Genomic DNA, 24,077 nt, shown 5'->3' on the forward strand with positions numbered 1-24,077 from the left:
ATCAAGCAGGCGATCTTGCGCAGGCTGAAGCCTTGGGCATGACCGAGTTGAATGGTGGCGCGCTCTTCGACGCTGAGTTCGGAATAAGACATAGGGGCAACACCGTACCGGAAAGGTCAGGTGTTGCACTCAGTTTTTGCGGCCGCCGGAGTTTATGCGGCAAGCTGTTCCTGAAAGTGAGATCAATCTCATTCGTGCAGCTTTGCAGAGGGGGCAGTTGACTGGCGCAGGCCGCTTCATTGACGAAATGGAACGGATCTTGGGGCAGCGCGTGGAGCTGCAAGGGCAGGGAAGACCCAGGTCTAAAATGGAAAAATAAATCTGTCCCCTTTTCGGTCCCCTTTTCGCGTTCGGCTACTTTCTGGAGCTGGGCATTCTCGATGCCGAACTGGCAGACAACGCCCCATCCACACTCTCTACGAACGCCAGAGCGGTGCAGAAACCCTGGCATACCTAGTGGAACAGCTCACCGATAGCGAGCGCTAGGTCATCACCGGGCACTATTATCAACAGTTGAGTTTCGTGCAGATTAGCGAGTTGATGAGAGTGAGTAAGGCACGAGTGTCACAGCTGCATGGGCAGGGGCTGAGGAGATTACGGTTGTTTACGAGCGCATATTGATCGAATAATAATACTACAGAGATCTGACATTTAAGGCGGCCACAACAAGCGCATCACCAAGAAAACTCATCCCACCGAGCAGGCATCTCATTAGTGACCGCTTTACTCAGAGCCCTTCATCAATTTCAGCATCCACTTTTTTGCCACACCTGCACACTCGATAACGTACCAATTTACCGCGATCAAATAATCACCAGCTTCATTGGATAAGAAATACTCCATACCATAGGAACTTTCCAGAACAGCACAGACCTGTCTACCATCCTCAAGCACAAAGACCTGATTTTTATTATGATTTTCCTGATCAAAAAATAAAAAACCTGGCTCATTTTTAAGAACATAAGAATACGAGAATTCATATTTTTCAATTGGAATTGACAATGATTCCCGTCCAATCGCCAAATGACCAGACCTCCTCTGAGGGTTAAATTTATTAAAAATTCCCTCTATATAAATCCTCGCCTCCTCAGAAGATAGAATCTGGAATTTAAAATCCAATTCTCTACAAACCTGAGCCAACTCATCCACATGGCGCATTTATTCTACCTCCTAGTCGCCGGAACAATATCAACAAAGATATGCCCTCTTATTCTCTGGGCACCTTTTCCTGATGATTGATAACCTATATGAGGCTGATGCGGGCCATTACCAATATTTGAGCCCTCCACATTATTCCACTTAGGAACATCCATATTTACTTTTGCGCCTTTGGGTCCCCGTATATTCAACAGGAATGGTTTCACATACTAATCCTTAGTCATCTTGTTGTCCAGAATTGACCTTTAGGGACTCCGATTCTTTTAAATGCCTCATCTAAAGCATCTCGATAAGTCGTTCCAGTATATCTTATATCCAAATCTTTATCTGAGTTGAATTCCCAGTTGGGTCCAGGCGCCTGGGGATTTGTTTTGAGGTGAATCCTATACTGCCCGCTTGATAATACCCAATCCCTCGGGCATTTATATTCTCAAGAACAATTCCATAATTTCCATATTTAGATATTCCAATGGCTGTTCCCATGTCCAGGATTCTTGCGGGTATATCTAATACCTCAATAGCAGCTCTCTTGATGGTGCCTGCTAGCCCATTTCCGAAAGCTAAAGCTAGGCGACCTATGTCTACCCCTGCATCCTGGGTGACTGGTATAGGGCCCGTTATCAAAGGCCGATATCAAGGGTACGCTCTTGCCCCTGGGCGTATAACCGTACACCATCCGGTTTTCATAAATAGAGCCTTGGCGGAAATAGCTAGCTGTTTGAGTAATCCAAATCAGCCCCGGTATAGCCCTCTCGATTAAGGCCATACCAGTCTTCAACGGAAGCAGGAGCGCTTGAACGCGGCGCGGCAGTTGGCGTTGGTGTTGTTCTGCAATGAGCCGCAGTTGGATAACGGCGAGGTGTTCGCGGCGTTTCATCTGTTGCTGAACGACGCAGCGGGGTTGTATGACGCTGCCTTCGAGCGGGTGCGGAGGTAATCGTTCGTGGGGAGGGAGGCGGTTGCCTGCCCTCTCCCTGACCCGGATCAGGCCGGCACATCCACCATCAATGTCCGTGCGCTGAGGCGGACGTAATGGGCGCAGGCGGTGAGCAGGCCGTGGTCGTCGAAGTTGAGTTCGACGGGTGGTTTACCTTCGGCTTCGCAGCGGTATAGGTGTTGGCCGGGGCGGCGTTGCAGGCAGTGGTAGCGTTGGTGGCGTGGCTTGACTTCGAGGGTCAGCAGGTCGATGTGGGCAACGCGCAGGCCGAGGTTTTCGCCGGTTTCCAGGGCGGCGTTTTGCAGCACCGGGGTGTGGGTGAACGGGGAGGCTGGGATGATGACATGCTGGCAGCCGTCGAGGTCCGGGCGCGGTTCGTCGTTCTGGTACCAGTGGCCGCGGATGTCGCGGTGCAGGCTGAGGGTACGCGGGCCGTGGTGGTCGGCTTTCAGCCACAGGCGGCGAAAGCGCCAGCGCGGGTCGCAGTCGAGGACGTAGGTGGCGGCGATGCTGTGACCGTTGAGGTTCTGCATCAGGTGGCTGCTGCCGTGAATGCCTTCGCTATCCAGGCTGAGGCGCAGGTTCTCCACGCCGGGCGTGGTCCAGGGTTTCCATACCAGTATCTGTTGCATCCAGGCGACTCCAGACTGCGGGTGCGTGGTCCATGGGAAGGGCACTTGCTGGACACCTTCCCTGGTGTTCCGTCATCTGGTGTGAAGGATAAGGGGTTCTTTTTGTGATGTCTTTCAGCTTTTGCTTACAACTGTGCAAGTTTTTGCCAACAGAAGATCAGGCTTTACGGCTGAGCGGGGGCTGGCTGAAGCGCACGCCGGCGAGGCCGGTTTCCATCAGTGCGCGGATGTTGCCGTGGTCGTTGCCGCCGGGTGTGGCCAGGACGGCGCGGTAGTGTTCGCCGAAGGCTTGCAGGGCTTCGTCCAGGGTGAGGTGTTCCAGCAGGGCGAGGCCGAGGGTCTTGCAGGAGCCTTCGTTCTGGCCGGCGGCACTTTCCACCGGGCCGTTGGAGAAGGCGCTGGGTTGGTAATCGTAGTGCTCGGCGATGAAGGCCAGGGTGTCGGCGAACTGGTGCCGGTCGCTGCGCAGATGGGCGCGGAAGTCGTTCAGGGTCATTTCTTGCTGCTCTTGTCGAAGGCGGCCTGCTGCTCGGGGCTGGCTTCTTTCTGGTATTTGGCTTTCCACTCGCTGTAGGGCATGCCGTAGATTTCTTCCCGGGCCTGGTCCGGGGTGACGTCGACGCCGATATCGTCGGCGGCGGCCTTGTACCACTTGGAGAGACAGTTGCGGCAGAAGCCGGCGAGGTTCATCAGGTCGATGTTCTGCACGTCCGGGCGGCTGCGCAGATGCTGGACCAGTTGGCGAAAAGCGGCGGCTTCGAGTTCGAGGCGTTCTTCTGGAGTCATCATCAAATTCTCGGCTGACGGTGGTCGATATCCCGTGGGGACGGCCTGACGGGGCGGATCATACTCCGCCTCGCGCGGGCGTCACCAGCGTGTCCCGGGCGGGCGGCTTCGAGTGCCTTGGGCGAATGGCTTCGCCCTACGGGAAGGCTCTTTTCACGATAGTCAGCTTTTCACCGGGGCGAGCGATGTCATGCGTCTTCCGGGTCGCGGTGGGCGGTCAGGGTGATGGAAACCGATTCGGCGAAGCGCAGGGCGTGGGGTTTGTCGACTTCCACTTCGGCATAGCGTACCGCCGGGTTTTCCATGATCAGGTCGAGCAGTTCCTGGGTCAGGCGTTCGAGGAGGGCGAAGCGGTTGCCTTCGACGTGTTGGATGATCGCCTTGGTGATGGTGCGGTAGTTCAGCGCGTGCTCGATGTCGTTGTCGCGCACCGCTTCGATGGCGGGATAGAGGATGGTCAGGTTGATCAGCACGTCCTGCTTGTTGTTGATTTCTTCTTCCTTGATGCCGATGTAGGTGCGCAGGCGCAGGTCCTTGACCCGGATGCGCGCCATGCCCGGTTCCAGTCGTGGCATGTCTAGTTGCTCCGTCCGATCAGTTTGAGGAACTCGTGGCGGGTGTTGCTGGATTCGCGGAAGGCACCGAGCATCACGGAAGTGCTCATCACCGAATTCTGCTTCTCCACGCCACGCATCATCATGCACATGTGCTTGGCCTCGATCACCACCGCCACGCCCGCGGCCTGGGTCACGCTCTGCACGGCCTCGGCGATCTGCCGGGTGAGGTTCTCCTGGATCTGCAGGCGGCGGGCATACATGTCGACGATGCGCGCCACCTTGGACAGGCCGAGCACCTTGCCGGTGGGGATGTAGGCCACGTGCGCCTTGCCGATGAAGGGCAGAAGGTGGTGTTCGCACAGGGAGTACAACTCGATCTCGCGGACGATCACCATTTCGTCGTTGTCGGACTCGAAGAGTGCGCCGTTGACGATCTCCTCCAGCGTCTGGCCGTAGCCGTGGCAAAGGTACTGCATGGCCTTGGCCGCCCGCTTGGGCGTATCCAGCAGACCCTCGCGCTCCGGGTTTTCCCCGAGGCCACGGAGAATCTCACGGTAATGGTGAGACAGTTGTTCGCTCATGAAAGGTTCCTCGCGGTCCGCCTCATTTGAGGTGGCGGCCGCCGTTGACGGTCAGCGTGGTGCCGGTGACGTAAGGGTTGTCCAGCAGGTAGCGCAGGCTCCGGTAGATCACCTCGGCACCGGGTTCGATACCCAGGGCGGATTTGGCCAGGGTCTTGGCGCGGTAGTCCGCGTCGTCGTTCTCGTTGAACAGCACCAGGGCCGGGGCGATGCCGTTGACCTTGATCGCCGGTGCGAAGCGGGCGGCAAAGGACAGGGTCAGGTTGTCCAGCCCGGCCTTGCTGGCGCAGTAGGCGATGCGGTTGGCGCTGCCCTTGCGGGCGACGTCGTCGCTGATGTGGACGATGTCCGCAGGCGACGATTTTTCCAGCAGTTCGGCGCAGTGCAGGTTAATCAGGTAGGGCGCCAGCATGTGCACGGTGAACATGCGCTGGAAGGCGTCGGCCTCCTGGCCGGGTGTTTCGCTTAGCCAGTCCGAGGCGTTATGGACGATGGCGCGCAGGCTATCGGTGTGCTGCTTCAGTTCGGCGATGAAGGCGAGGATCGAGGCTTCGCTGGAGAAGTCGGCGCGCAGTGTCAGGACGCCCCGTTCGCGCAGCCGGGCCAGGCCGGGACGCTCGCTGCGGTAGGTCACGATCAGCGATTCGCCGTCATCGAGCAGGCGCTCGGCGCAATGCAGGCCAACCCGCTGACCGGCGCCGGTGATCAGGATGGGGGAGGGGGATGCGCGCATGGGCACTCGCTTCGGCTGTTCGGGACGGTTCAGCGACGCGGCGTCCGGGTACCTGACGAGTCAGACGTGCGCCGGCTGAACCGAAGGGGACGTTATACCAGCCGATGGCTTTGTACAACCATGCGGACTGTGTGTATAAGACAGAGAGGTGCGGGGACCCTTGTTTTTCGAGGGTTTCAAGGGCGGCTTAGTTGAATAAAGGCGTTTTGCTAATAAATTCCTATACATACATCTTGATTTGTATAGGGTTTGTTCGCTGATGTGCTGTGCCCGCCCACGACAGGGCGGACAAGGGCGCTCAGCGGATCGCCTGCAGGCCGGCACGCAGGAGGCGGCGGGATCGGTCGCTCTGCAGCCAGGGGGCGAGCAGGCGAGTCGACAAGGGGATGAACAGGTAGGTCATCAGCGGGGTCAGTACCAGCGTGCTGAGCAGGACCCGGACGATCAGCGGCCATTCGTTGAGGGTGCTGCCGAAGAGCAGGTTAAAGGCCAGCGAGACCGGGAAGAAAGCCAGCCAGATCGCAATGCTCTGCTTCCAGCGAGGTGGGCGCTTGTCGCTGGCGCCGAACCAGGCATCGAGGCCGACGGCACGGTGCTCGTGGGGTTGAGCGAACAGGCCCGTGCCGCGTTCGAGCCAGGCACGGCGGGAGGCGGAGTGTTCCCAGGCATCGAGGGTTTGCTCATCGGCGAAGCGGAAGACGATCTGGAATTCGTCGTCGTCCGGTGGTGGCGCCAGGACGCCGGAGCCGAGGTAGCCGGGGAAGTCGGCAGCGAGTTGCTCGCCTTCGCGCAGCCAGGCGCTGAAATCCTGGTAGCGGCCACGGGCCACGCGGCGCGCCACCATGAGGGTGACGGGTTCGGTAGACATTGTGTATCTCCATCGGTCTTGGCGTGCCGCCGGATAGGCGGACGCGGATCGCAGCGCCGGGGTGGTGGGCTGCGAGAAAATCGAGGCAAGGATTATTCCCGAATCGGCCGAATAAGCCAGAGCCCAGGGTTGACGGGTACTGGGTGCTACGGGTTTCGTTTATGAATTGTGAAGCGTATTCGGCGTTGCACCATTGGTGTGCGTCTTTGCGGCGCGGATCGCCAGGCGGAGCCGGTGGTGAAGGGTGTGCCGGGCGGCGGCTGGGCTTACAATGCGAGCACCTTTCCAAGGCTCTACTGCCATGACCGAATTTACGGCTTCGTCTCTGGTTTCCGGCGACCTCAAGCAGGAGGAGCTGTTTCCCATTCGTGAAGTCTCGCGCCTTACCGGGGTCAACCCGGTCACCCTGCGCGCCTGGGAGCGGCGCTACGGGTTGATCCAGCCCATTCGCACCGACAGCGGGCATCGCCTGTACTCCCTGGCGGACGTCGAGGCGGTGCGTAGCATTCTTGGCTGGATTGAGCGCGGCGTGGCGGTGAGTAAGGTCGGCAAGATCCTCGCCCGCAGCGAGCAGGCCAAGGCGGCCTGCTCGCCAGTGGGGCAGGCGCCGGCGGTGGGCGAGTGGGAGGCGTGGCAGGCGCGCGTGCGCCGGGCCGTGGGGCAGTTCGACGAAGCCGAATTGGATCGCCTCTATGGCCAGGTGTTTTCCAGCTACCCATTGCCAGTGGTGTTCCAAGACATCCTGATGCCGCTCTGGCAGGAAATGCTGGTGAGCCAGGAAGCGTTTGGGCAGACCAGTGAGTGGTTGTTCCTGGACAGCTTCCTGCGTGGCCGGGTGCTGCAACGCCTGCAACTGGCGCGTGAGCCAGGGGCGGAGCGGGTGCTGCTGGCGGCGATCCCCGGCCACTGTCGGGAGCTGGAGTTGCTGGTGGCCGGCCTGTTGCTCAGTGGCCCGGAACTGGCGCCTATGCTGCTCGGCCTCGGGCAGCCGTTGGCGGAACTGACCCTCATCTGTGAAAAGACCCAGCCCCAGGCTCTGGTTCTGTTTTCCAACCAGCCCCCGGCCGCCGACTTGCCTCGGCAACTGGACAAACTGGCGTTGGGGTTGAATTGCCCATTATTGCTGGCGGGTGATGCCGCGGACCTGGCGCAGGACAGCCTGGTAGGTTCCACGGTCGGTTGCCTAGGGAGCGAAGGGCGCCTGATGCGGCGGCGTCTGCAGCAGTTCCTGGCGGGCCACCTGGATACCTGAGGCTTTCGGCTCAGCTCATTTGTGCAGGAGTGGATGCAGCAGGCGATGCTGCTGGAAGATGTATTGGCGCAGGCGGTCGCCGTGGCCGGGGTGGCCCATGGTCAGGCGATAGGCGACCAGTTGGCGCTCGGTCTTGCGTACCCGGGCGCCGAGCAGGGCGATGGGGTCCTGTTCCGGTAGCGGCAGCCAGAGGGCGAACAGTTCCGGCGTGTCTTTCTGGTCGCGGACTTCGATCAGTGCGCCATTCGGCGACAGCTCATGCACCCAGAGGGCGGTTTCCGCTCCGTGTTCGTCGACCAGGGCGACCGGTTCCGGCAAGCGCAGGCGCCAGGGGCGGAGCGTAGGGCCTTGTTCGAATATTTCGGGGGCTTCGATTTCCAGATGCGGGGTCTGGAATTCGTCCTGCACGAGGCGCAGGGGGAAGGTCAGGTGCTGGCTGTGGAAATCCGCTTCGAGGGTCAGTTGGCCCTGTTTGGCCAGGCGTGCGATCAGCGCTTCGGCCTGGACGCTGCCATCGAGCAAAAGGCTGGAGCCCGGCAATCCCTTGGAGCCGGAAGATTTGCCTTGCAACGTCTGGATAAACGCCAGTTCATCCTCGGTCAGTAATGGAGTATCCACATCGCGAACCCGCGTACGTCAGAGTTCGTTTGACAGCAGATGCGGCGATTCGTTTCAACAACGGTTCATGTTTTCGACTGTTCTGCCCTGAGTGCCGCCAGTTCGGCCTCCAAAGCCTGAAGGCGCTGCTGTGCCTCGACCTGTTCGGTCACGTCCTTCTGAATACCAATGTAGTAGGTCAATTGATCGCTGTCGTTGAGCACGGGAGAAATCGACAGCTCGTTCCAGAACGGCGTGCCGTCCTTGCGGTAGTTGCGGATGACCTGGCGGCAGGCCTGCTGGTTGCGCAGGGCTTCGCGAATGGCCGCCAGGCCGGGCTGGTCGCGGTCGTTGCCCTGGAGGAAGCGGCAGTCCTGGTAAAGGATGTCGTCCACCGCGTAGCCGGTCAGCCGTTCGAAGGCGGGGTTGGCGTAGATCAGGATGTGGTCGTCGCCCTCCCGCTCGGCGACGACGATGCCGTCGTTGGAAGCATCGACCACCAGTTGCAGCAGTTTGGAATTGATCATCGTGTTGCTCCCGGGCTCTGTCGCCGCATTCTAGAACGGTCGGGCAGTTGCGGCATAATGCCGGGGTTTTCAGTCTGTTTCGGAGCGTCCATGAAAATCGCCATCCTGTCCGGTTCGGTCTACGGCACCGCCGAGGAAGTCGCCCGGCACGCCGAGCACCTGCTCAAGGCCGCCGGTTTCGAGGCCTGGCACAAACCCCGCGCGGAGCTGGCCGACCTGCTGGCCTTCGCGCCCGAGGCTTTCCTGGTGGTGACCTCGACCACCGGCATGGGTGAGCTGCCGGACAACCTTCAGCCGCTGTACTACGCCATCCGCGACCATCTGCCGGCCTGGCATGGATTGCCCGGCGGTGTGATCGCCCTGGGCGACTCCAGCTACGGCGACACCTTCTGCGCCGGTGGCGAGCAGGTGCGTGAGCTGTATGCCGAACTAGGCATCCGCGAGGTGGTGGACATGCTGCGCCTGGATGCCAGCGAAACCGTGACCCCGGAAACCGACGCCGAGCCTTGGCTCATCGGTTTCGGCAACGCGTTGCGCGTCTGATGCACCCGCGCGCCGCCGAGCTGATCCGCGAGCTGGAGCTGCTGCCGCACCCCGAGGGCGGCTTCTATCGCCGGGTCTTCCATTCCAGCAGCACCCTCGCCAACGGTCGTCCCTGCTGTACGGCAATCTTCTTCCTGCTGCCGGCCGGCGTGTGCGGGCGTTGGCATCGGGTCGACGCGGACGAACTCTGGCATTTCTACGAGGGGGCACCGCTGGAGCTGCTGATCGCCACGACTCCTGATGCGACCCGCCGCGAGCGGCTCGGCCCGGTAGGGCCGGATTGCTTGCCGCAACGGCTGGTGCCGGCCCATGCCTGGCAGGCGGCGCGTCCGCTGGGCGATTACAGCCTGGTGGGCTGCACGGTGTCGCCGGGGTTCGATTTCTCCGGCTTCCGCCTGCTGGCCGAGGACGAGCAGGCGCAGCGCGAGTGGGCGGCGCTGGACAAGGCGTTTCTTTAAAGCAGGTTCATGGAACCGTTTTGCAAACGGTTCCACTCATCTCTCGAGCCGATTTCCAATAACCGTTGTCCTGTCCGGGATTCGAGAGAGCACATCATGGTCCTACGCGTTTCCGATGCCTGTCATTCCTATGGTGCTTTCGACGTTCATTCCCAACCGGAACCGAGCACCCGTCCGCAGGCCAGGCCGCCCGTCTCGCCGACGGGCATCGAGTTCGGTCCCGCGCCGAGTTCCTGTCCTGAGCCGCGCGTGCCGGCTGGCGGAAAGAACACCTCCCTGCTCGACCGCCTGCTGCCCTCGGCCAAGCCGGAGCCCTCCGTGCCGTCGCCGGTGGTCTTGGCCAGCGAGCCGGTACGAGAAGAGGGACGCTACGATTTTCTCGACAATTCGCCCCACAGTTCGCCCGAGCAGTTGAAGAAGTGGGAAGCGCTGCTGGGCGACCTGCCGCCCGCCGAGCGGGAGGCCGCCGCCAAGGAGCTGAACCGCCCCATTGCAGCGGCGCGGATCGCCGCGGAAGGCGGGCCCGATGCGGAGAAAGCCTGGGCTTTCATCAACGACAACCCATCGTTGAAGACGGCAGTGGATGTCGGTAAGGACGGTGGCCGGGCCGACGGCAAGATCACCCACAAAGACCTCAAGGCGTTTGCGAATCACATGGACGACCGGCTCAATGACGCCGGCAAGACGCTGCGCAAATACGAGAAGGAGCATCCGGATGCGGACCCGGCCTCGAAGCAACTGGTGCGTTCCGCCGCGCTGCTGCTGGCCAACGAACCGCTGACCCAGGCGGCCGATCCGGCCAGCGCCCAGGGGGCGGCGAACCAGCGCAAGGTCAACGGTTGCATCAGCACCGCCGGGTTGACGGCATTGCAGGAGAACGAGGGGCTGTCGGATGTGCTGCGCAATGCTGCGACCACCTGGTCCCAGCCCGGCATGTTCGATCTGCTCGACCGCGGCGCCGCCAGCGGCAAGAAGCTGGCGAAGAAGGGGCCGGACGGGCAATCGAACAGCAAGGACATCATGAAATGGATCGAGGACAAGGCACCGTCCAACAGTGATGATTTCGCCAGCACCTTGTTCGATGCCGCCACCATCGGCGCCGTCTCCAAGGTGGATACCAGCCGATTGAACGGCGACGTTTTCGAGCATCCGGGCAGCTACACCGGCGAGCAGAAGGCGGCGGTCCTGGTCAAGCTGCAACAGACCCAGGAGCAGGTCATGGCCGGACGCGGCATTCGCGACACGCGCGAGACCGAGGAAGCGTTGGCGGAACGGATCGCCCAGTTGCAGAACGACCCCGACGTGCAGTCCTTCTTGATGCTCAACCTCGACGAGCAGGCGACGTCCATCGTCAATGGCGACCCGCGCCTGGCCAAGCTGGTCGCGAAGGGCACGGTCGATGGCGGACCGGGACTGCATGCCCCGAATGGGGCGGGCTCCGATAAAAGAGCAGGCCCGATCGACGAGGGCAAAGAGACGCTGAAGGTTACGGCGGATACCGTTCATCGGGTGCTGAATTTCGGCTCCGACAGCTTCACACGCCAGGGCGGAAAAGTGGCCGTTGGCCTGGGTGGACGCATCGCCGCAGCCGTCGGAGGGCGTGTGGTCGGCGCTATCGCTGGCGAGGCGGCGGGTGCGGCGGCGGCTTCCGCCATCGGCGCTGCGGCGGGACCGGTGGGCTGGGCGGTGAGCGGCATCATGGCGATCGGCATGGGCATCGGCGAGATCGTCAACGCGGTGAAGGAGCGCAAGGAGCGCAAGGCTTTCAGCCGCACCGTGAACCCGACGCTGGAGCAGTTCGGCATTCCCAAGCCCAAATGACACGGAAAGGCCCGGCTGACCCGCTGGGCCATTATCCTGGCTGCCAGGGCAACTACCGTCCTGGCGTCGGCTCGCTAGACTCCTCGGCACACCCACAACAAGATGCCGAGGTGACACCGTGTCCACAGCCCACGCCCTGTCTCAACCGAACGTCAAGGATCAGGTATCCGCCGTCGAATGGCAGACCCGGGTCGACTTGGCCGCCTGCTACCGCCTGGTGGCCCTGCACGGTTGGGACGACCTGATTTTCACTCACATCTCGGCCAAGGTGCCCGGCACCGAGGACTTCCTGATCAACCCTTATGGGCTGATGTTCCACGAGATCACCGCGTCCAGCCTGGTGAAGGTCGATCAGGCGGGCAACAAGCTGATGGACAGCCCCTACGAGATCAACCCGGCCGGCTACACCATCCACAGTGCCGTGCACGAGGTGCGCCATGACGTCGCTTGCGTCCTGCATACCCACACCGCCGCCGGGGTCGCGGTGGCGGCGCAGAAGCAGGGCGTCTTGCCGATCAGCCAGCAGTCGCTGTTCGTTCTCTCCAGCCTGAGCTATCACGACTACGAAGGCGTGGCCCTGAATCACGAAGAAAAGGCGCGCCTGCAAGCCGACCTCGGCGCGACCAACTTCATGGTCCTGCGCAACCACGGCCTGATGACCTGCGCGCCGACCATCCAGGACACCTTCCTGATGATGTTCATCTTCCAGCGTGCCTGCGAAATCCAGGTCATGGCCCAGAGCGGCGGCGCCGAGCTGGTGAGCATTCCGCCGCAGATCCTCGCCGGCGCCAAGGCCATGGCCGCCGGGGTTACCCGCAGTGCCGAGGGGTTGGGCGGCAAGCTGGCCTGGCCGGCCCTGTTGCGCAAGCTGGACCAGCAGGACACGGGATACCGCAGCTGATGCCGGCGCTGACCGGCATTCCCCTGGCCGAGTGGCGGGCGAGGGGGCAGGACTTCAGCTTTGGCGGCCAGCACATTCGTTATTGGCAGGCTGGAGAAGGCGAACCGTTGCTGCTGATCCATGGCTTCCCCACCGCCAGCTGGGATTGGCACCGCATCTGGGAACCGCTGGCGGCGCGCTACCGGGTCATCGCCTGCGACATGCTCGGCTTCGGCGACTCGGCCAAGCCGCGTGGGCACGACTACCGCCTGCTGGAACAGGCCGACCTGCAGCAGGCGCTGCTGGTTCACCTGGATGTCCGGGAACCGGTGCACGTGCTCGCCCACGACTATGGCGACAGCGTCGCCCAGGAGTTGCTGGCGCGACACCAGGAAGGACGGTTCGAACTGGCGAGCTGCGTGTTTCTCAACGGTGGCCTGTTTCCCGAGACGCATTACCCGGTGCGGGTCCAGAAGCTATTGCTGGGGCCGCTCGGTCCGCTGGTCGGCCGGCTGTTCTCGCGGCGCAAGCTGGCGGCAAGCTTCGCCCGCATCTTCGGCCCCGACACGCTGCCCGGCGAGGCCGAGTTGGACGATTTCTACGATCTCATCAAGACCGGCAACGGTCCGGCGGTGATGCACCGATTGATCCGCTACATCCCCGAGCGCCGCGTGCAGCGTGACCGCTGGGTGGCGGCGATGCAGCGCGGCGGCGTGCCGCTGCGGGTGATCGATGGGGCGCTGGACCCGATTTCCGGCGCGCACATGGTGGCGCGCTACCGCGAGCTGAACCCCGAGCCCGACTGCGTCCTGCTGGAGCGGATCGGCCACTACCCCCAGACCGAGGCGCCGGAACAGGTGCTCGAACACTATTTGCATTTTCGCGAAGCATTGGAGAGCCAGGCATGCGCCGACGTACGTTGTTGAAAGGGGCTGCGCTGGGCGGTGTGGCCGCGATGGCCGGCGGCTTCTGGGCGCTGGGTGGTACGGCGCCGGCACCGGTCAGCCTGGAGGGCGCGCGGCGGGTGCTGGATGGGCTGGTCGGTCGTGCACTGGTCAGCGTGGCGGGCTGGAGCCCGGCCGAGGTCTTCAACCATTGCGCCCAGAGTATCGAGTTCTCACTGGACGGCTACCCCGAATTGAAACCGGCCTGGTTCCGCCACAGCATCGGTCCGGCGGTCTTCGCGATGTTCAGCGCCCGTGGCGCGATGCGTCACCCTTTGCAGGAAGCCATCCCGGGGGCCGCTCCGTTGGCCGAGCCGATCGGCCAGGATGCCGCACTGCAACGCCTGCAAGCCGCGTTCGATCGTTTCGCCGCGCACACCGGCGCGCTGCAACCGCACTTCGCCTACGGTGTGCTCGATCACGACGACTACGCTCAGGCCCACGTACTGCACCTGTACAACCACTTGAGCCTGATTCGTCCGGCTTGATCATCCCTGTCCCTTATCGAGCACCATTCAGCGCAACCCGTCTTCGTTGTGACCGGCTGACGGCTGTTCGACACTCGAAGCCTGCCTAATCTGCCAGGAGTCCGCTTCATGAGTGATGCCGTACGCTTCGACGACAAAGTAGTGATAGTCACCGGTGCCGGCGGCGGTCTCGGCCGCGCTCACGCGCTGCTGTTCGCCCGGCATGGCGCCAAAGTGGTGGTCAACGACCTGGGCGGCAGCACCCATGGCGAAGGCGCCAACGCCTCAGCGGCCGACCGCGTGGTGGCGGAAATTCGCGAGGCCGGCGGCACCGCCGTGGCCAACCACGACTCGGTGACCGACGGCGAGAAGATCGTCCAGTGCGCGCTGGACCAGTTTGGCCGCGTCGACGTGGTGGTGAACAACGCCGGCATTCTCCGCGACAAGACCTTCCACAAGATGGAAGACACCGACTGGGACCTGGTCTACAAGGTCCACGTCGAGGGCGCCTACAAGGTGACTCGCGCGGCCTGGCCGCACCTGCGCGAGCAGGGCTACGGGCGGGTGATCTTCACCTCGTCCACCTCCGGTATCTACGGCAACTTCGGCCAGTCCAACTACGGCATGGCCAAGCTCGGCCTCTACGGCCTGACCCGCACCCTGGCCATCGAAGGGCGCAAGAACAACATCCTGGTCAACGCCATCGCCCCCACCGGCGGCACCCGCATGACCGAGGGGCTGATCCCGCCGCAGGTGTTCGAGCAGCTCAAGCCCGAACTGGTCAGCCCGCTGGTGGTTTACCTCGGCAGCGAGCAGTGCCAGGAAACCTCCGGCCTGTTCGAAGTCGGCGGCGGCTGGGTCGGCAAGGTGCGCTGGGAGCGCAGCCTGGGCGTCGGTTTCGACCCGCGCCAGGGGTTCAGCCCGGAAGACGTGGCGGCCAACTGGCAGCGCATCTGCGACTTCGAGGGCGCGGCGCACCCGGCGGACAACGTCGAGGCGCTGAAGGAAATGATGGCGAATCTGCAGAAGTACACCCTCTGATCCCGCCAGTCCCGGTGCGGATTCGGCCAACGGACTGAACAACCGCATCGAGACGCACTATGTTGAAGGCCGGCAGCATTGCCGGCCTTTTTCATGGGCGAATGAATCGCTCTGCAGGCGTTTCGGTCCTGTGCTTTGTAGGAGCGAGTTCTGCTCGCGAATCGGTTGGGAGCTTCGCCAGCAGCGCTCGCTCCTACGAAAAAGCCGGTTTTGTAGAGGCGAATTCATTCGCCAAGGGATGCGCAGCATCCCCATAAACCCATTCGTCCATTCTTTCAGGAGTTCCCATGAGCATCCGCATCGAAAAGAACGGCCCGGTCATCACCCTGATCATCGATCGCCCGGCGGTGCGCAATGCCGTCGACCGGCCCACTGCGGAGGCGTTGGCGGCAGCGCTGCGGGACTTCGAGGCGGACGAGGAGGCCCGGGTGGCGGTGCTCACCGGCGCCGGCGGGACCTTCTGCGCCGGTGCCGACCTGACGGCGGTGGCCGAGGGCGGTGAGCGGCGCAATCGCCTGGAACCGGACGGAGACGGGCCTATGGGGCCGAGCCGCATGCAGTTGTCCAAGCCGCTGATTGCCGCCATCGAAGGCTATGCCGTGGCGGGTGGACTGGAATTGGCGTTGCTGGCCGATCTGCGGGTGCTGGCCGAAGATGCGGTGCTCGGGGTGTTCTGCCGGCGCTTCGGCGTGCCGCTGATCGACGGAGGCACGCTGCGCCTGCCGCGCATCGTCGGCCAGGGCCGGGCGCTGGACCTGATCCTCACCGGACGCCCGGTGGGTGCCGACGAGGCTCTGCGCATGGGGTTGGCCAATCGCGTGGTGCCCCAGGGCGAGGCGCGGCAGGAGGCCGAAGCCCTGGCTGCGCAGATCGCTGCCTTTCCCCAGCGCTGCCTGCTGGCCGACCGGGCCAGTGTGTATGCGCAGTGGGAATTGCCGTTCGATGAGGCGCTGCGCAACGAATTCCGCGGCGGCATGGCAGTGATCGAAAGCGGCGAAACCGAAACCGGCGCCCGGCGTTTCGCAGAGGGACAGGGGCGACACGGGAAGTTTTGACGAATTTTCTCGAATGAATTCGCTCCCACGGATCGAGTACCACACCGGGCCTGCTTTCGTAGGAGCCAGCTCTGCTGGCGAAGCGTTTGCCCCCGGATTTCGCCTGGGCTCATCCGGGCTACAGATCACTGCCTTGTAGGGGCGAATTTATTCCCCCAAGAGGTCAGCCGGGACGGAGGCCAACCTCAATGCAGCGCCGGCGCACGCTGGAGCTTGTGCAGGCGCTGGCTGAGGGTGAGACGCTGGGTATCGTCGTCGCAGAGCAACAAGGCGCGTTCCAGGTCGAAGCGTTCGGCCTGTGGACAGTCCAGATGCCGGTAGAGATCGGCGCGGGCCAAGTGGTCGGCAACGCTGGGCGGACCGAGTTGCAGGACCCGCTCGGCGTCCTTCAGCGCTGCCAGGTAATCCTCGGCATGCAGATGCAATTGGCGCAGGTTGCGGGAGAGCCGCTGGATCAGTTCGCGCTCGCCGCAGGTACGCAGGTGGGAGGCGTCCAGCTCCGCGCGCGGGCCATATTGGCGGGCCAGCAGTTCGCGGCAGTCGCGGGTGTACAGGCGACGCCCGCCGCACGGGTCGAGCAGGTGATCGGCACCCGGCACGCGCAGCAGGAAGTGGCCGGGAAAGTTCACTCCAACCAGGGGAATCTCCAGCCGCCGCGCCAGCTCCAGGGCAATCAGCGCCAGCGACAACGGTTGCCCCCGGCGCCGTTGCAGGACCCGGTGCAGCAGGGCGGCCTGCGGGCGCAGCGGGCTGTCCTCGTCTTCGTGAAAGTCCAGGGCGTTGAGCTGGCGCAACAGCGGTTGCGCCAGCTCGCGGACCGGCAGGTTGGGCAGGCCGGCGGCGAGCAGTTGCTGCAGGCCGGCGAACTCGCGCAGCACCTGTGCCGGGCGCAGCGCATCGTCGTGTTCGGCGGCGATCCACAGGGCCGCTTCGAAGGTGTCCGGCGGATCTCGTTCGAGGCAGGTCAGGCAGGCTTGGCGTGGGTTCATCGGTTTCTCCACTGGCTCTTCGTTTGTAGTCGCCTGCTCAAATTTCGTCCAGTGCTGCACCCGCCGCTTCGTCGGGCGAGGCCGGAGGCTCCGCCTATACTCCTGATAACGACAAGCAAGGGAGCCCCAGCCATGTTTGCCATGATGGAAGCCGCCCGGCTCGAGGCACTGCATCTCGCCCAGGACCCCGCCACGGGCCTCAAGGCCATCATCGCCATACACAACACCCGCTTCGGCCCGGCGCTCGGCGGTTGCCGCTATCTCGCCTATCCCGATCACGTCAGCGCCCTGCGCGACGCCATCCGCCTGGCCCAGGGCATGAGCTACAAGGCCGCCCTGGCCGGCATCGAGCATGGCGGTGGCAAGGCGGTGATCATCCGCCCGTCGCATGTGGATAACCGGGGTGCGCTGTTCGAGGCCTTCGGGCGCTTCATCGAAACCCTCAACGGGCGCTACATCACCGCGGTGGACAGCGGCACCTCCAGCGCCGACATGGATTGCATCGCCCAGCACACCCGCCACGTGACCAGTACCACCGCCGAGGGCGATCCGTCGCCGCACACGGCCATGGGCGTGTTCGCCGGCATCCGCGCCACGGCGCAGGCACGCCTCGGCAGCGATGACCTGGAAGGGCTGCGGGTCGCCGTGCAGGGGCTCGGTCACGTTGGTTATGCGTTGGCCGAGCAGTTGGCGGTTGCCGGTGCCGACCTGCTGGTCAGCGACCTCGACCCCGGCCGCGTGCAACTCGCGGTGGAGCAGCTCGGCGCGCGCCCGGTGGCCAGCGAGGCGCTGCTCACCACCCCTTGCGACATCCTCGCCCCGTGCGGGCTGGGTGGCATTCTCAACGCGGAGACCGTCGGCCAGCTGCGTTGCGCGGCGGTGGCCGGGGCGGCGAACAACCAGTTGGCCAGTGCCGAGATCGCCGATGAGCTGGAAGCGCGCGGCATCCTCTACGCACCGGACTACGTGATCAATTCCGGTGGGCTGATCTACGTGGCGCTGCGCCACCGCGGCGACGCGCTGCCGGCGATCACCGCGCACCTGTCGCGGATCGGCCTGCGCCTGACCGAAATCTACGCCCACGCCCAGGCCGACAAGCGGTCGCCGGCGCGGGTCGCCGATGCCCTGGCCGAGCGCCTGCTCTATGGCGAGGGCTAATTTTCCTTCCGGCTGGAAGGGCGGAAGCGGGCGGCGTGACCGGCTGCCCGCTCCCTTCGGACCCGCTGCCACAAGCGGCGGACTGAACCACGCGCCCACAAGGCGCCGAGGAGTGAAGCAATGCCTAACAAGATCGACCTTCCCTACACGAGGTATCTGGCCCCCGACGGACGCCTGACCGGCGATCTCCCGGCCTGGGCCGATGACTTCAACCTGCTCACCCGACTCTACCGGCAGATGGTGCTGACCCGCCTGTTCGACCAGAAGGCGGTGGCGCTGCAGCGCACCGGACGGATCGGCACCTACGCGCCGACCCTCGGGCAAGAAGCCATCGGCGTCGCCATCGGCAGCCTGATGCACCCCGAAGACGTGCTGATTCCCTATTACCGCGACACTGCCGTGCAACTGATGCGCGGCGTGAAGATGGAGGAAATCCTCCTCTACTGGGGCGGCGACGAGCGCGGCAGCGCCTACGTCGACCCAGCGGTGCGCGAGGATTTCCCGCTGTGCGTGCCGATCGCTACCCAGGCCCTGCATGCCTGCGGTGTGGCCAGTGCGTTCAAGATCCGCGGCGAGCATCGGGTCGCCGTGACCACCTGCGGCGACGGCGCCACCAGCAAGGGCGACTTCCTCGAAGCGCTGAACGTAGCCGGGGCCTGGCAGTTGCCGGTGGTCTTCGTGGTCAATAACAACCAGTGGGCGATCTCGGTGCCACGGCGTATCCAGTGCGGCGCGCCGACCCTGGCGCAGAAGGCGATTGGCGCCGGCTTCCACGGTGAGCAGGTCGACGGCAACGACATTCTCGCGGTGTACGACCGCATGCGCGTCGCCCTGGAGCGCGCCCGCCACGGCAAGGGGCCGGTGCTGCTGGAGTGCATCAGCTACCGCCTGGGCGACCACACCACTGCCGACGATGCCACCCGCTACCGCCCGGCCGAGGAGGTCAAACAGGCCTGGCAGGAAGAACCGATCAAGCGCTTGCAGACCTTCCTCGCCAGCCAGGGAGTATGGGACGAGGGGCGCGAGCAGGCCCTGGTCGCCGAATGCCAGGCCGAGGTGCAGGCCTCGGTGGACGCCTTCGAAGCCGCTGGTATCCAACCGGTGGAATCGGTGTTCGAGCATGTCTACGCGCAATGGCCGGCGGTGCTGGCGGATCAGCGCGAAATGCTGCTGGAGCGCGCCGCACGACGGGGAGGTGAGCGCCATGAGTGACAAGATCAGCCTGCTCGAAGCGGTCAACCTGGCCCTGCACCGGGCCATGGCCGAAGACGAGAACGTGGTGGTGCTCGGCGAGGACGTGGGGGTCAATGGCGGGGTGTTCCGTGCCACCCTCGGCCTGCGCGAGACCTTCGGCTTCAAGCGGGTCATCGACACGCCGCTGGCCGAAACCATGATCGGCGGCCTCGCGGTGGGCATGGCCGCCCAGGGCCTCAAGCCGGTGATGGAGATTCAGTTCATGGGCTTCATCTACGCGGCCATGGAGCAGCTCGTTTCCCATGCCAGCCGCCTGCGCAACCGCACCCGTGGCCGCCTGACCTGCCCGCTGGTGCTGCGCACGCCGATGGGCGCCGGTATCCGCGCACCGGAGCATCACAGCGAAAGCACCGAGGCGATGTTTGCCCAGATTCCCGGCGTGCGCGTGGTCATCCCGTCCTCGCCGGCGCGGGCCTACGGGTTGCTGCTGGCGGCCATCGACGATCCCGATCCGGTGATCTTCCTCGAACCCACCCGGCTCTACCGGATGAACCCCCAGGTTGTCGCCGACGATGGCAAGCGCCTGCCGCTGGATACTTGCTTCACCCTGCGCGAAGGCAGCGACCTGACGCTCATCAGTTGGGGCGCGAGCATCCACGAGACGCTGCAGGCGGCCACGCAACTGGCCGAGCGTGGCGTGTCGGCGGAGGTGATCGACGTCGCCTGCGTCAAGCCGCTCGACCTCGATACCCTGGAGGCGTCGGTACGCAAGACCGGCCGTTGCGTGATCGTGCATGAGGCGCCGAAGAGCTGCGCGGTGGGCGCGGAGATCGCCGCCAGCCTCTACGAACGCGCGCTGCTCGATCTGCAGGCGCCGATCCAGCGGGTCACCGCGCCGGACATCCCGCCGCCGCTGTACCGCCTGGAACAGCTCTACATGCCCGGGCCGGACGACATCCTGGCCGCGTGCGACACGGTGCTGAACTACGCGTGATCGAGCAGGGACCGCTTGCTCCGGGAGCGATCGGGGCGGCGCGGTCGAACAGGTTCTTTCCTGTGCCGGGCACCGTCAGCGGGCCGGGACAGGCGTGAGGAGACGAATATGAAATATTTCAAACTGCCCGATCTGGGCGAAGGGTTGCAGGAAGCCGAGATCGTCGAGTGGCACGTCAAGGCCGGCGACACGGTGAAGGCCGATCAGCTACTGGTGTCGGTGGAGACGGCCAAGGCGCTGGTGGACATTCCCGCTCCGCACGATGGCTTGGTGGCGAAGACTTTCGGCAACGAAGGCGACATCCTCCATGTGGGCGAGCCGTTGATGGCCTACGAGGGCGAAGGTGATGCCGGCACCGTGGTGGGGCGGCTGGAGGGCGGCGAGGGAGTCCAGCAGGACAGCTTCTTCGTCGGCGCAGCGCCTTCCACTCGCGAGCACTTGGCGCCGCGGGCCACCCCGGCGGTGCGCCAGTTGGCCCGCCAGATGGGCGTGGAACTGAGTGGGCTGAGCGGTTCCGGGCCGGCCGGCTTGATCACCCGAAGCGACGTGGAGGCGGCGGCCAGGCAGTCCAGCGATCGCTTCGGCGGCGAGAGGTTGCGCGGCGTGCGGCGCAGCATGGCGATCAACATGGCCAGGTCCCATGCCGAAGTGGTGCCGGTGAGCATCTATGCCGATGCCGACCTGTATCGCTGGAAGGAAGCGCGCGATCCGCTGATCCGCCTGGGCAAGGCGATCGCCGCGGCGATCCAGGTGGAGCCGGTGCTGAACAGTTGGTTCGATGGCCGCAGCCTGTCGATCCGGACCCACGAGAAGGTGGACTTGGGCATCGCCGTGGATACGCCGGACGGCCTGTTCGTGCCGGTGCTGCGCGATGTCGGTTCGCGTTCGGCGGAAGACCTCCGGCAAGGCATGGCGCGCTTGCGGGCGGATGTCCAGGCGCGCTCCATTCCGCCGCAGGAAATGATGGGGGCGACCATCACCCTGTCCAACTTCGGCATCCTGTTCGGGCGCTATGCCAACCCCGTGGTGGTGCCGCCGCAGGTGGCGATCCTCGGTGCGGGAGGCATCCGTGACGAACCGGTGGCGATGAACGGCGAGGTGGTGGTCCACCCGATCCTGCCGCTCTCGCTGACCTTCGATCACCGGGCGGTGACCGGGGGCGAGGCGGCACGCTTCCTCAAGGCACTGGTGCGGGCGCTGGAAGAGCCGGAAAGCGCGGCTTAGCGGCCGGGTTCCGGGCGCGGCGCGAACTCGCGTCGTGCCCGGGGTCAGGCGTGGACCGCGTCGCGGGCCTGGGTCATCGAGGCCAGCAGGGCCGGGGAAGCCTCGCCATTCTCGATCGCCAGGCCGAAGCGGACGCTCATGATGAAGCGCTCGAGCTTCTCCGGATCGCGCAGTTGCTCGGCGCTGATGAAGCGCTTCACCGCCACGCCGTTGGCGTTGGACAGAGTGAGCACGATACTGCCGTCGGGCCGCTCGACGCTGAAGTTGACGAAGTAGTCGGCCTGGAAAACATCGCTGATGCGCTTGAAGGGGTTGTCCATCGGTTAATTCCTGATCAGAAGAGTCTGCGAGGGTTGACCGATGGTAGGTGGTCAAAGTTCAAGCGGTGCGGCGACTTGCCGCTGTTCGGTTGTGCACTGGCGCAAGGTTTCGACAAACGGTGGCCGGGTGCTCCGCGAAGGGGCAGGAAATGGCTCTGGAATACGTGTTTGCGCCATTCTGGCGCGGCATGGTGGTGGGCGTGAAGCAGCCCTTCAGAACGTCGCCGGGTTGCTCGCGACCGACGTCAGGCGCCGGGCCTGTTTGAGAAATACGGTCAGTTCGCGGGCCGGCAGGGGTTTGCTGTAAAGGTAGCCCTGACCTTCGTTGCAGCCCTGGGCGATGATGTAGGCCTCCTGCTCGACGGTTTCCACGCCCTCGGCGATTACCTGCATGCCCAGGCTTCTGGCTAACTGGATGATGGCGCGGACGATGGTGGCGTCGTCTTCGTCTTCCAGCACATCCTGGACGAAGCCCTTGTCGATCTTGATCTTGTCCAGCGGCAGGCTCTTCAGGTAGCTCAGCGAAGAGTAGCCGGTGCCGAAGTCGTCGATGGCGATCAGCGCGCCGGAGCGGCGCAGGCTGAGCAGATGCTGGGCGGCGGTGGAAATGTCTTCCATCAGGCCGGTTTCGGTGACTTCCAGCTCCAGGCTGCGCGGCGGCAGGCGGTAGACCTGCATCAGGTTGCTGACCACGCGCGGCAGTTCGGTGTGGTGCAGTTGCACCGTCGACAGGTTGACCGCCATGCGCAACTCGGTGAAGCCCAGGTCGTGCCATTCGCGCAGTTGTTTGCACGCCTGGTCGAGCACCCATTCGCCGATGGCGATGATACTGCCGTTCTGCTCGGCCAACGGGATGAACAGGTCCGGCGGAACCAGGCCATGCTGTGGATGCTGCCAGCGCAGCAGCGCTTCGGCACCGCTGACATGGTGGTCGCGGTAGTCCACCTGCGGTTGATAGACCAGGTGCAGTTCATTGCGGCCGAGGGCATCGCGCAGGTCTTTTTCCAGTTCGCGGCGGCGGCGCATCTCGCTGTCGACGCTGGCGATGTAGAACTGGTAGCGATTGCGCGAGCGGCTCTTGGCCAGGGTCATGGTCTGTTCGGCTTTCTGCAGCAGCTTCTCGGCGCTGTCGCCGTCTTCGGGGAACAGCGTGATGCCGATGGTGGCGCGTAGGCGGACTTCCTGGAGATCGAGGCCGAATGGCGTTTCCAGGTCGTCGAGAATGCTTTGCGCCAGCTCGGCGGCTTCGTAGGGCTGCTCGATATTCGCCTGGACCAGGGCGAACTGGTCGCCGCCGAGGCGGGCGAGGGCGCCGAGGCGGCCGCTGTGGCTGCGCAGGCGGTCGGCCAGGGCCAGCAGCAGTTGGTCGCCGAGCTGGTAGCTGAACTGCTCGTTGATGCCCTTGAAGTCGTCCAGGCCGACGCACAGTACGGCCACGCGACGCTGCAAACGGCCAGCATCGTCGAGAATCTGGCCGAGCTGCTGCTGCAATTGCTGGCGATTCGGCAGGCCGGTGAGGAAGTCGTACTGCGACATGCGCAGCAGGCTGTCTTCCGCTTCGCGGCGCAGGTGACTGTTGCGCTCGATGGAGGCGAGCAACTGGTTGGCCGTGTTGATCCACAGGCCCAGCTCGTTCTTTTCGTGGCCCTTGAGCATGGGCAGCTTGTGTTCGCTGGGGCGGTCGGGGTTGATGTTGGTCAGGTGCTCGATGATCTTCGACAGCGGCTTGGTCAGCATCAGGTGGTAGACCAGGTACAGCACCAGGCCCATGGCCAGGGCGCGCAGTACGCCGGAGACGAAGATGATTACCGAGCTGGCGACGAAATCCTCGCCGTAGGGCGCGGTGTCCAGGGTGATGGTGAGGTCGCCGTAGTATTCGCTGTACGGACCGCGGCCGACCAGTTGGGTGGTGAAGCTCTTTTCCTTGCCGAGGATGCGGTCGGTGAGGACGCGGGTCGGCAGGTCCAACAAATCGCGTGAGCGTTCCGCCAGCATGGGCTCGCTGGGATGGCCGATGGCGGCGAAGCGCACGGATTCATGCTGGAACAGGCCCTCGATGACCTGCATGCCCATTTCCCTGTCGAGGCTGTAGACCGCCTGGGTCGACGGATCGCGGAACATGCCGAGGATACGTTGTGCATCGTTGGCCACGGCCTGGCGCGTCTTGTAGACATCGAAGACGATCTGCGCGCAGCTCAGTACGACCCCGACAGCCAGCGCGGACAGCAGCACCACGCGGAGCAACTTCAAGGACAGGCTGTTTCTCTGGTCCAGCTTCAATGGCGATTCCTTAATGCTGGCGAAGGCGGTCGGGTGTGAGTATTGGCAAACGTAGGATAGACGTCAAAGGGCCATCATTTT

At 63.9% G+C, this 24,077-nt stretch carries 31 protein-coding genes; 15 read left to right on the plus strand and 16 right to left on the minus strand.

The window, feature by feature from the left end:
• Positions 1-92: helix-turn-helix domain-containing protein (locus BZL41_RS21975; protein WP_143518140.1), on the minus strand; the 92-nt coding region annotated here is incomplete at its 3' end.
• Positions 93-489: 397 nt separating this feature from the next.
• Here BZL41_RS21975 and BZL41_RS29515 point away from each other — a divergent pair.
• Positions 490-621 (plus strand): sigma factor-like helix-turn-helix DNA-binding protein, encoded by a 132-nt coding sequence (locus BZL41_RS29515; protein ID WP_143518142.1) that lies wholly within the window; start codon positions 490-492, stop codon positions 619-621.
• A 102-nt stretch (positions 622-723) separates the two neighbouring features.
• Here the strand turns inward: BZL41_RS29515 and BZL41_RS21990 are convergent, their stop codons facing one another.
• From BZL41_RS21990 to BZL41_RS29525, 3 genes are read right to left on the minus strand one after another with little or no spacing between them, the layout of a single operon-like run.
• Positions 724-1,158, minus strand: coding sequence for a hypothetical protein (locus tag BZL41_RS21990; protein WP_218224601.1), 435 nt, complete (start codon positions 1,156-1,158; stop codon positions 724-726).
• A gap of 5 nt (positions 1,159-1,163) precedes the next feature.
• Positions 1,164-1,364: a polymorphic toxin type 47 domain-containing protein gene (locus BZL41_RS29520; protein ID WP_143518141.1), complete on the minus strand. Its 201-nt coding sequence runs from the start codon at positions 1,362-1,364 to the stop codon at positions 1,164-1,166.
• Positions 1,365-1,378: 14 nt separating this feature from the next.
• A complete protein-coding gene (locus BZL41_RS29525; protein ID WP_143518143.1) occupies positions 1,379-1,540 on the minus strand; it encodes a polymorphic toxin type 47 domain-containing protein in 162 nt (53 codons plus the stop codon).
• 411 nt (positions 1,541-1,951) lie between these two features.
• On the opposite strand from BZL41_RS29525, the gene BZL41_RS28685 reads away from it, so the two are divergent.
• Positions 1,952-2,095: a hypothetical protein gene (locus tag BZL41_RS28685; protein ID WP_168191055.1), complete on the plus strand. Its 144-nt coding sequence runs from the start codon at positions 1,952-1,954 to the stop codon at positions 2,093-2,095.
• 47 nt (positions 2,096-2,142) lie between these two features.
• Here BZL41_RS28685 and BZL41_RS21995 read toward each other — a convergent pair whose 3' ends face one another.
• From BZL41_RS21995 to BZL41_RS22025, 7 genes are all read right to left on the minus strand, one after another.
• Positions 2,143-2,727 carry a putative glycolipid-binding domain-containing protein gene (locus tag BZL41_RS21995; RefSeq protein WP_095601252.1) on the minus strand — a complete coding sequence of 195 codons (585 nt, stop codon included), beginning with the start codon at positions 2,725-2,727 and terminating at the stop codon, positions 2,143-2,145.
• Between the two features lie 157 nt (positions 2,728-2,884).
• A complete protein-coding gene (locus BZL41_RS22000) occupies positions 2,885-3,223 on the minus strand; it encodes a HopJ type III effector protein (RefSeq protein WP_095601253.1) in 339 nt (112 codons plus the stop codon).
• The gene (locus BZL41_RS22005; RefSeq protein ID WP_095601297.1) at positions 3,220-3,513 is read right to left on the minus strand and encodes a DUF1244 domain-containing protein; all 294 of its coding nucleotides are present in this window, start codon (positions 3,511-3,513) and stop codon (positions 3,220-3,222) included. Before BZL41_RS22005 ends, BZL41_RS22000 begins: the two co-directional genes overlap by 4 nt.
• Positions 3,514-3,701: 188 nt before the next feature.
• Positions 3,702-4,088 carry a dihydroneopterin triphosphate 2'-epimerase gene (gene folX / locus BZL41_RS22010; RefSeq protein ID WP_095601254.1) on the minus strand — a complete coding sequence of 129 codons (387 nt, stop codon included), beginning with the start codon at positions 4,086-4,088 and terminating at the stop codon, positions 3,702-3,704.
• Positions 4,089-4,090: 2 nt separating this feature from the next.
• The gene (gene folE / locus BZL41_RS22015; protein ID WP_084335632.1) at positions 4,091-4,651 is read right to left on the minus strand and encodes a GTP cyclohydrolase I FolE; all 561 of its coding nucleotides are present in this window, start codon (positions 4,649-4,651) and stop codon (positions 4,091-4,093) included.
• A gap of 22 nt (positions 4,652-4,673) precedes the next feature.
• Entirely contained in the window at positions 4,674-5,384 is a 711-nt protein-coding gene (gene folM / locus BZL41_RS22020; RefSeq protein ID WP_095601255.1) for a dihydromonapterin reductase, read from the minus strand.
• A 298-nt stretch (positions 5,385-5,682) separates the two neighbouring features.
• A complete protein-coding gene (locus BZL41_RS22025) occupies positions 5,683-6,252 on the minus strand; it encodes an antibiotic biosynthesis monooxygenase (protein ID WP_095601256.1) in 570 nt (189 codons plus the stop codon).
• Between the two features lie 301 nt (positions 6,253-6,553).
• Between BZL41_RS22025 and BZL41_RS22030 the strand changes: the two genes are divergently transcribed.
• Positions 6,554-7,504 (plus strand): MerR family transcriptional regulator, encoded by a 951-nt coding sequence (locus tag BZL41_RS22030; RefSeq protein ID WP_095601257.1) that lies wholly within the window; start codon positions 6,554-6,556, stop codon positions 7,502-7,504.
• Positions 7,505-7,519: 15 nt separating this feature from the next.
• Here BZL41_RS22030 and BZL41_RS22035 read toward each other — a convergent pair whose 3' ends face one another.
• A complete protein-coding gene (locus BZL41_RS22035) occupies positions 7,520-8,122 on the minus strand; it encodes a hypothetical protein (RefSeq protein WP_095601258.1) in 603 nt (200 codons plus the stop codon).
• A gap of 65 nt (positions 8,123-8,187) precedes the next feature.
• Positions 8,188-8,628 carry a PAS domain-containing protein gene (locus BZL41_RS22040; protein ID WP_095601259.1) on the minus strand — a complete coding sequence of 147 codons (441 nt, stop codon included), beginning with the start codon at positions 8,626-8,628 and terminating at the stop codon, positions 8,188-8,190.
• Between the two features lie 90 nt (positions 8,629-8,718).
• Here BZL41_RS22040 and BZL41_RS22045 point away from each other — a divergent pair, with 90 nt between their 5' ends.
• The 8 genes from BZL41_RS22045 to BZL41_RS22080 all read left to right on the plus strand — a co-directional run bounded on the left by BZL41_RS22045 (position 8,719) and on the right by BZL41_RS22080 (position 15,837).
• Positions 8,719-9,171, plus strand: coding sequence for a flavodoxin (locus BZL41_RS22045; protein ID WP_095601260.1), 453 nt, complete (start codon positions 8,719-8,721; stop codon positions 9,169-9,171).
• Entirely contained in the window at positions 9,171-9,629 is a 459-nt protein-coding gene (locus tag BZL41_RS22050; RefSeq protein ID WP_095601261.1) for a cupin domain-containing protein, read from the plus strand. Before BZL41_RS22045 ends, BZL41_RS22050 begins: the two co-directional genes overlap by 1 nt.
• Before the next feature lie 96 nt (positions 9,630-9,725).
• Positions 9,726-11,450: a type III effector HrpK domain-containing protein gene (locus BZL41_RS22055; RefSeq protein ID WP_168191056.1), complete on the plus strand. Its 1,725-nt coding sequence runs from the start codon at positions 9,726-9,728 to the stop codon at positions 11,448-11,450.
• A gap of 118 nt (positions 11,451-11,568) precedes the next feature.
• Positions 11,569-12,351: a class II aldolase/adducin family protein gene (locus tag BZL41_RS22060; protein ID WP_095601263.1), complete on the plus strand. Its 783-nt coding sequence runs from the start codon at positions 11,569-11,571 to the stop codon at positions 12,349-12,351.
• Positions 12,351-13,256 carry an alpha/beta fold hydrolase gene (locus BZL41_RS22065; protein WP_095601264.1) on the plus strand — a complete coding sequence of 302 codons (906 nt, stop codon included), beginning with the start codon at positions 12,351-12,353 and terminating at the stop codon, positions 13,254-13,256. The genes BZL41_RS22060 and BZL41_RS22065 overlap by 1 nt, the downstream gene beginning before the upstream one ends.
• The gene (locus tag BZL41_RS22070) at positions 13,235-13,762 is read left to right on the plus strand and encodes a DUF1569 domain-containing protein (RefSeq protein WP_095601265.1); all 528 of its coding nucleotides are present in this window, start codon (positions 13,235-13,237) and stop codon (positions 13,760-13,762) included. Before BZL41_RS22065 ends, BZL41_RS22070 begins: the two co-directional genes overlap by 22 nt.
• Before the next feature lie 108 nt (positions 13,763-13,870).
• Positions 13,871-14,782: an SDR family oxidoreductase gene (locus tag BZL41_RS22075; protein ID WP_095601266.1), complete on the plus strand. Its 912-nt coding sequence runs from the start codon at positions 13,871-13,873 to the stop codon at positions 14,780-14,782.
• Positions 14,783-15,069: 287 nt separating this feature from the next.
• Complete coding sequence (locus BZL41_RS22080) at positions 15,070-15,837, plus strand: crotonase/enoyl-CoA hydratase family protein (RefSeq protein ID WP_095601267.1); 768 nt, start codon at positions 15,070-15,072, stop codon at positions 15,835-15,837.
• 185 nt (positions 15,838-16,022) lie between these two features.
• Here BZL41_RS22080 and BZL41_RS22085 read toward each other — a convergent pair whose 3' ends face one another.
• On the minus strand, positions 16,023-16,826 hold the full coding sequence (locus tag BZL41_RS22085) for a SirB1 family protein (RefSeq protein WP_095601268.1): 804 nt from the start codon (positions 16,824-16,826) through the stop codon (positions 16,023-16,025).
• 132 nt (positions 16,827-16,958) lie between these two features.
• Here BZL41_RS22085 and BZL41_RS22090 point away from each other — a divergent pair, with 132 nt between their 5' ends.
• The 4 genes from BZL41_RS22090 to BZL41_RS22105 all read left to right on the plus strand — a co-directional run bounded on the left by BZL41_RS22090 (position 16,959) and on the right by BZL41_RS22105 (position 21,396).
• Positions 16,959-17,984 carry a Glu/Leu/Phe/Val dehydrogenase dimerization domain-containing protein gene (locus tag BZL41_RS22090; protein ID WP_084335647.1) on the plus strand — a complete coding sequence of 342 codons (1,026 nt, stop codon included), beginning with the start codon at positions 16,959-16,961 and terminating at the stop codon, positions 17,982-17,984.
• 120 nt (positions 17,985-18,104) lie between these two features.
• A complete protein-coding gene (gene pdhA / locus BZL41_RS22095; protein WP_095601269.1) occupies positions 18,105-19,196 on the plus strand; it encodes a pyruvate dehydrogenase (acetyl-transferring) E1 component subunit alpha in 1,092 nt (363 codons plus the stop codon).
• Positions 19,189-20,172 (plus strand): alpha-ketoacid dehydrogenase subunit beta, encoded by a 984-nt coding sequence (locus tag BZL41_RS22100; RefSeq protein ID WP_095601270.1) that lies wholly within the window; start codon positions 19,189-19,191, stop codon positions 20,170-20,172. Before pdhA ends, BZL41_RS22100 begins: the two co-directional genes overlap by 8 nt.
• Positions 20,173-20,280: 108 nt before the next feature.
• Positions 20,281-21,396, plus strand: a complete 1,116-nt coding sequence (locus tag BZL41_RS22105) for a dihydrolipoamide acetyltransferase family protein (RefSeq protein WP_095601271.1) — start codon at positions 20,281-20,283, stop codon at positions 21,394-21,396.
• A gap of 44 nt (positions 21,397-21,440) precedes the next feature.
• Here BZL41_RS22105 and BZL41_RS22110 read toward each other — a convergent pair whose 3' ends face one another.
• Positions 21,441-21,716, minus strand: coding sequence for a DUF3509 domain-containing protein (locus BZL41_RS22110; RefSeq protein WP_095601272.1), 276 nt, complete (start codon positions 21,714-21,716; stop codon positions 21,441-21,443).
• A 213-nt stretch (positions 21,717-21,929) separates the two neighbouring features.
• Positions 21,930-23,996, minus strand: coding sequence for a bifunctional diguanylate cyclase/phosphodiesterase (locus tag BZL41_RS22115; RefSeq protein ID WP_095601273.1), 2,067 nt, complete (start codon positions 23,994-23,996; stop codon positions 21,930-21,932).
• Positions 23,997-24,077 lie beyond the last annotated feature (81 nt).

Source organism: Pseudomonas sp. PIC25, from assembly GCF_002286785.1.
Classification (GTDB): Bacteria; Pseudomonadota; Gammaproteobacteria; order Pseudomonadales; family Pseudomonadaceae; genus Pseudomonas_M.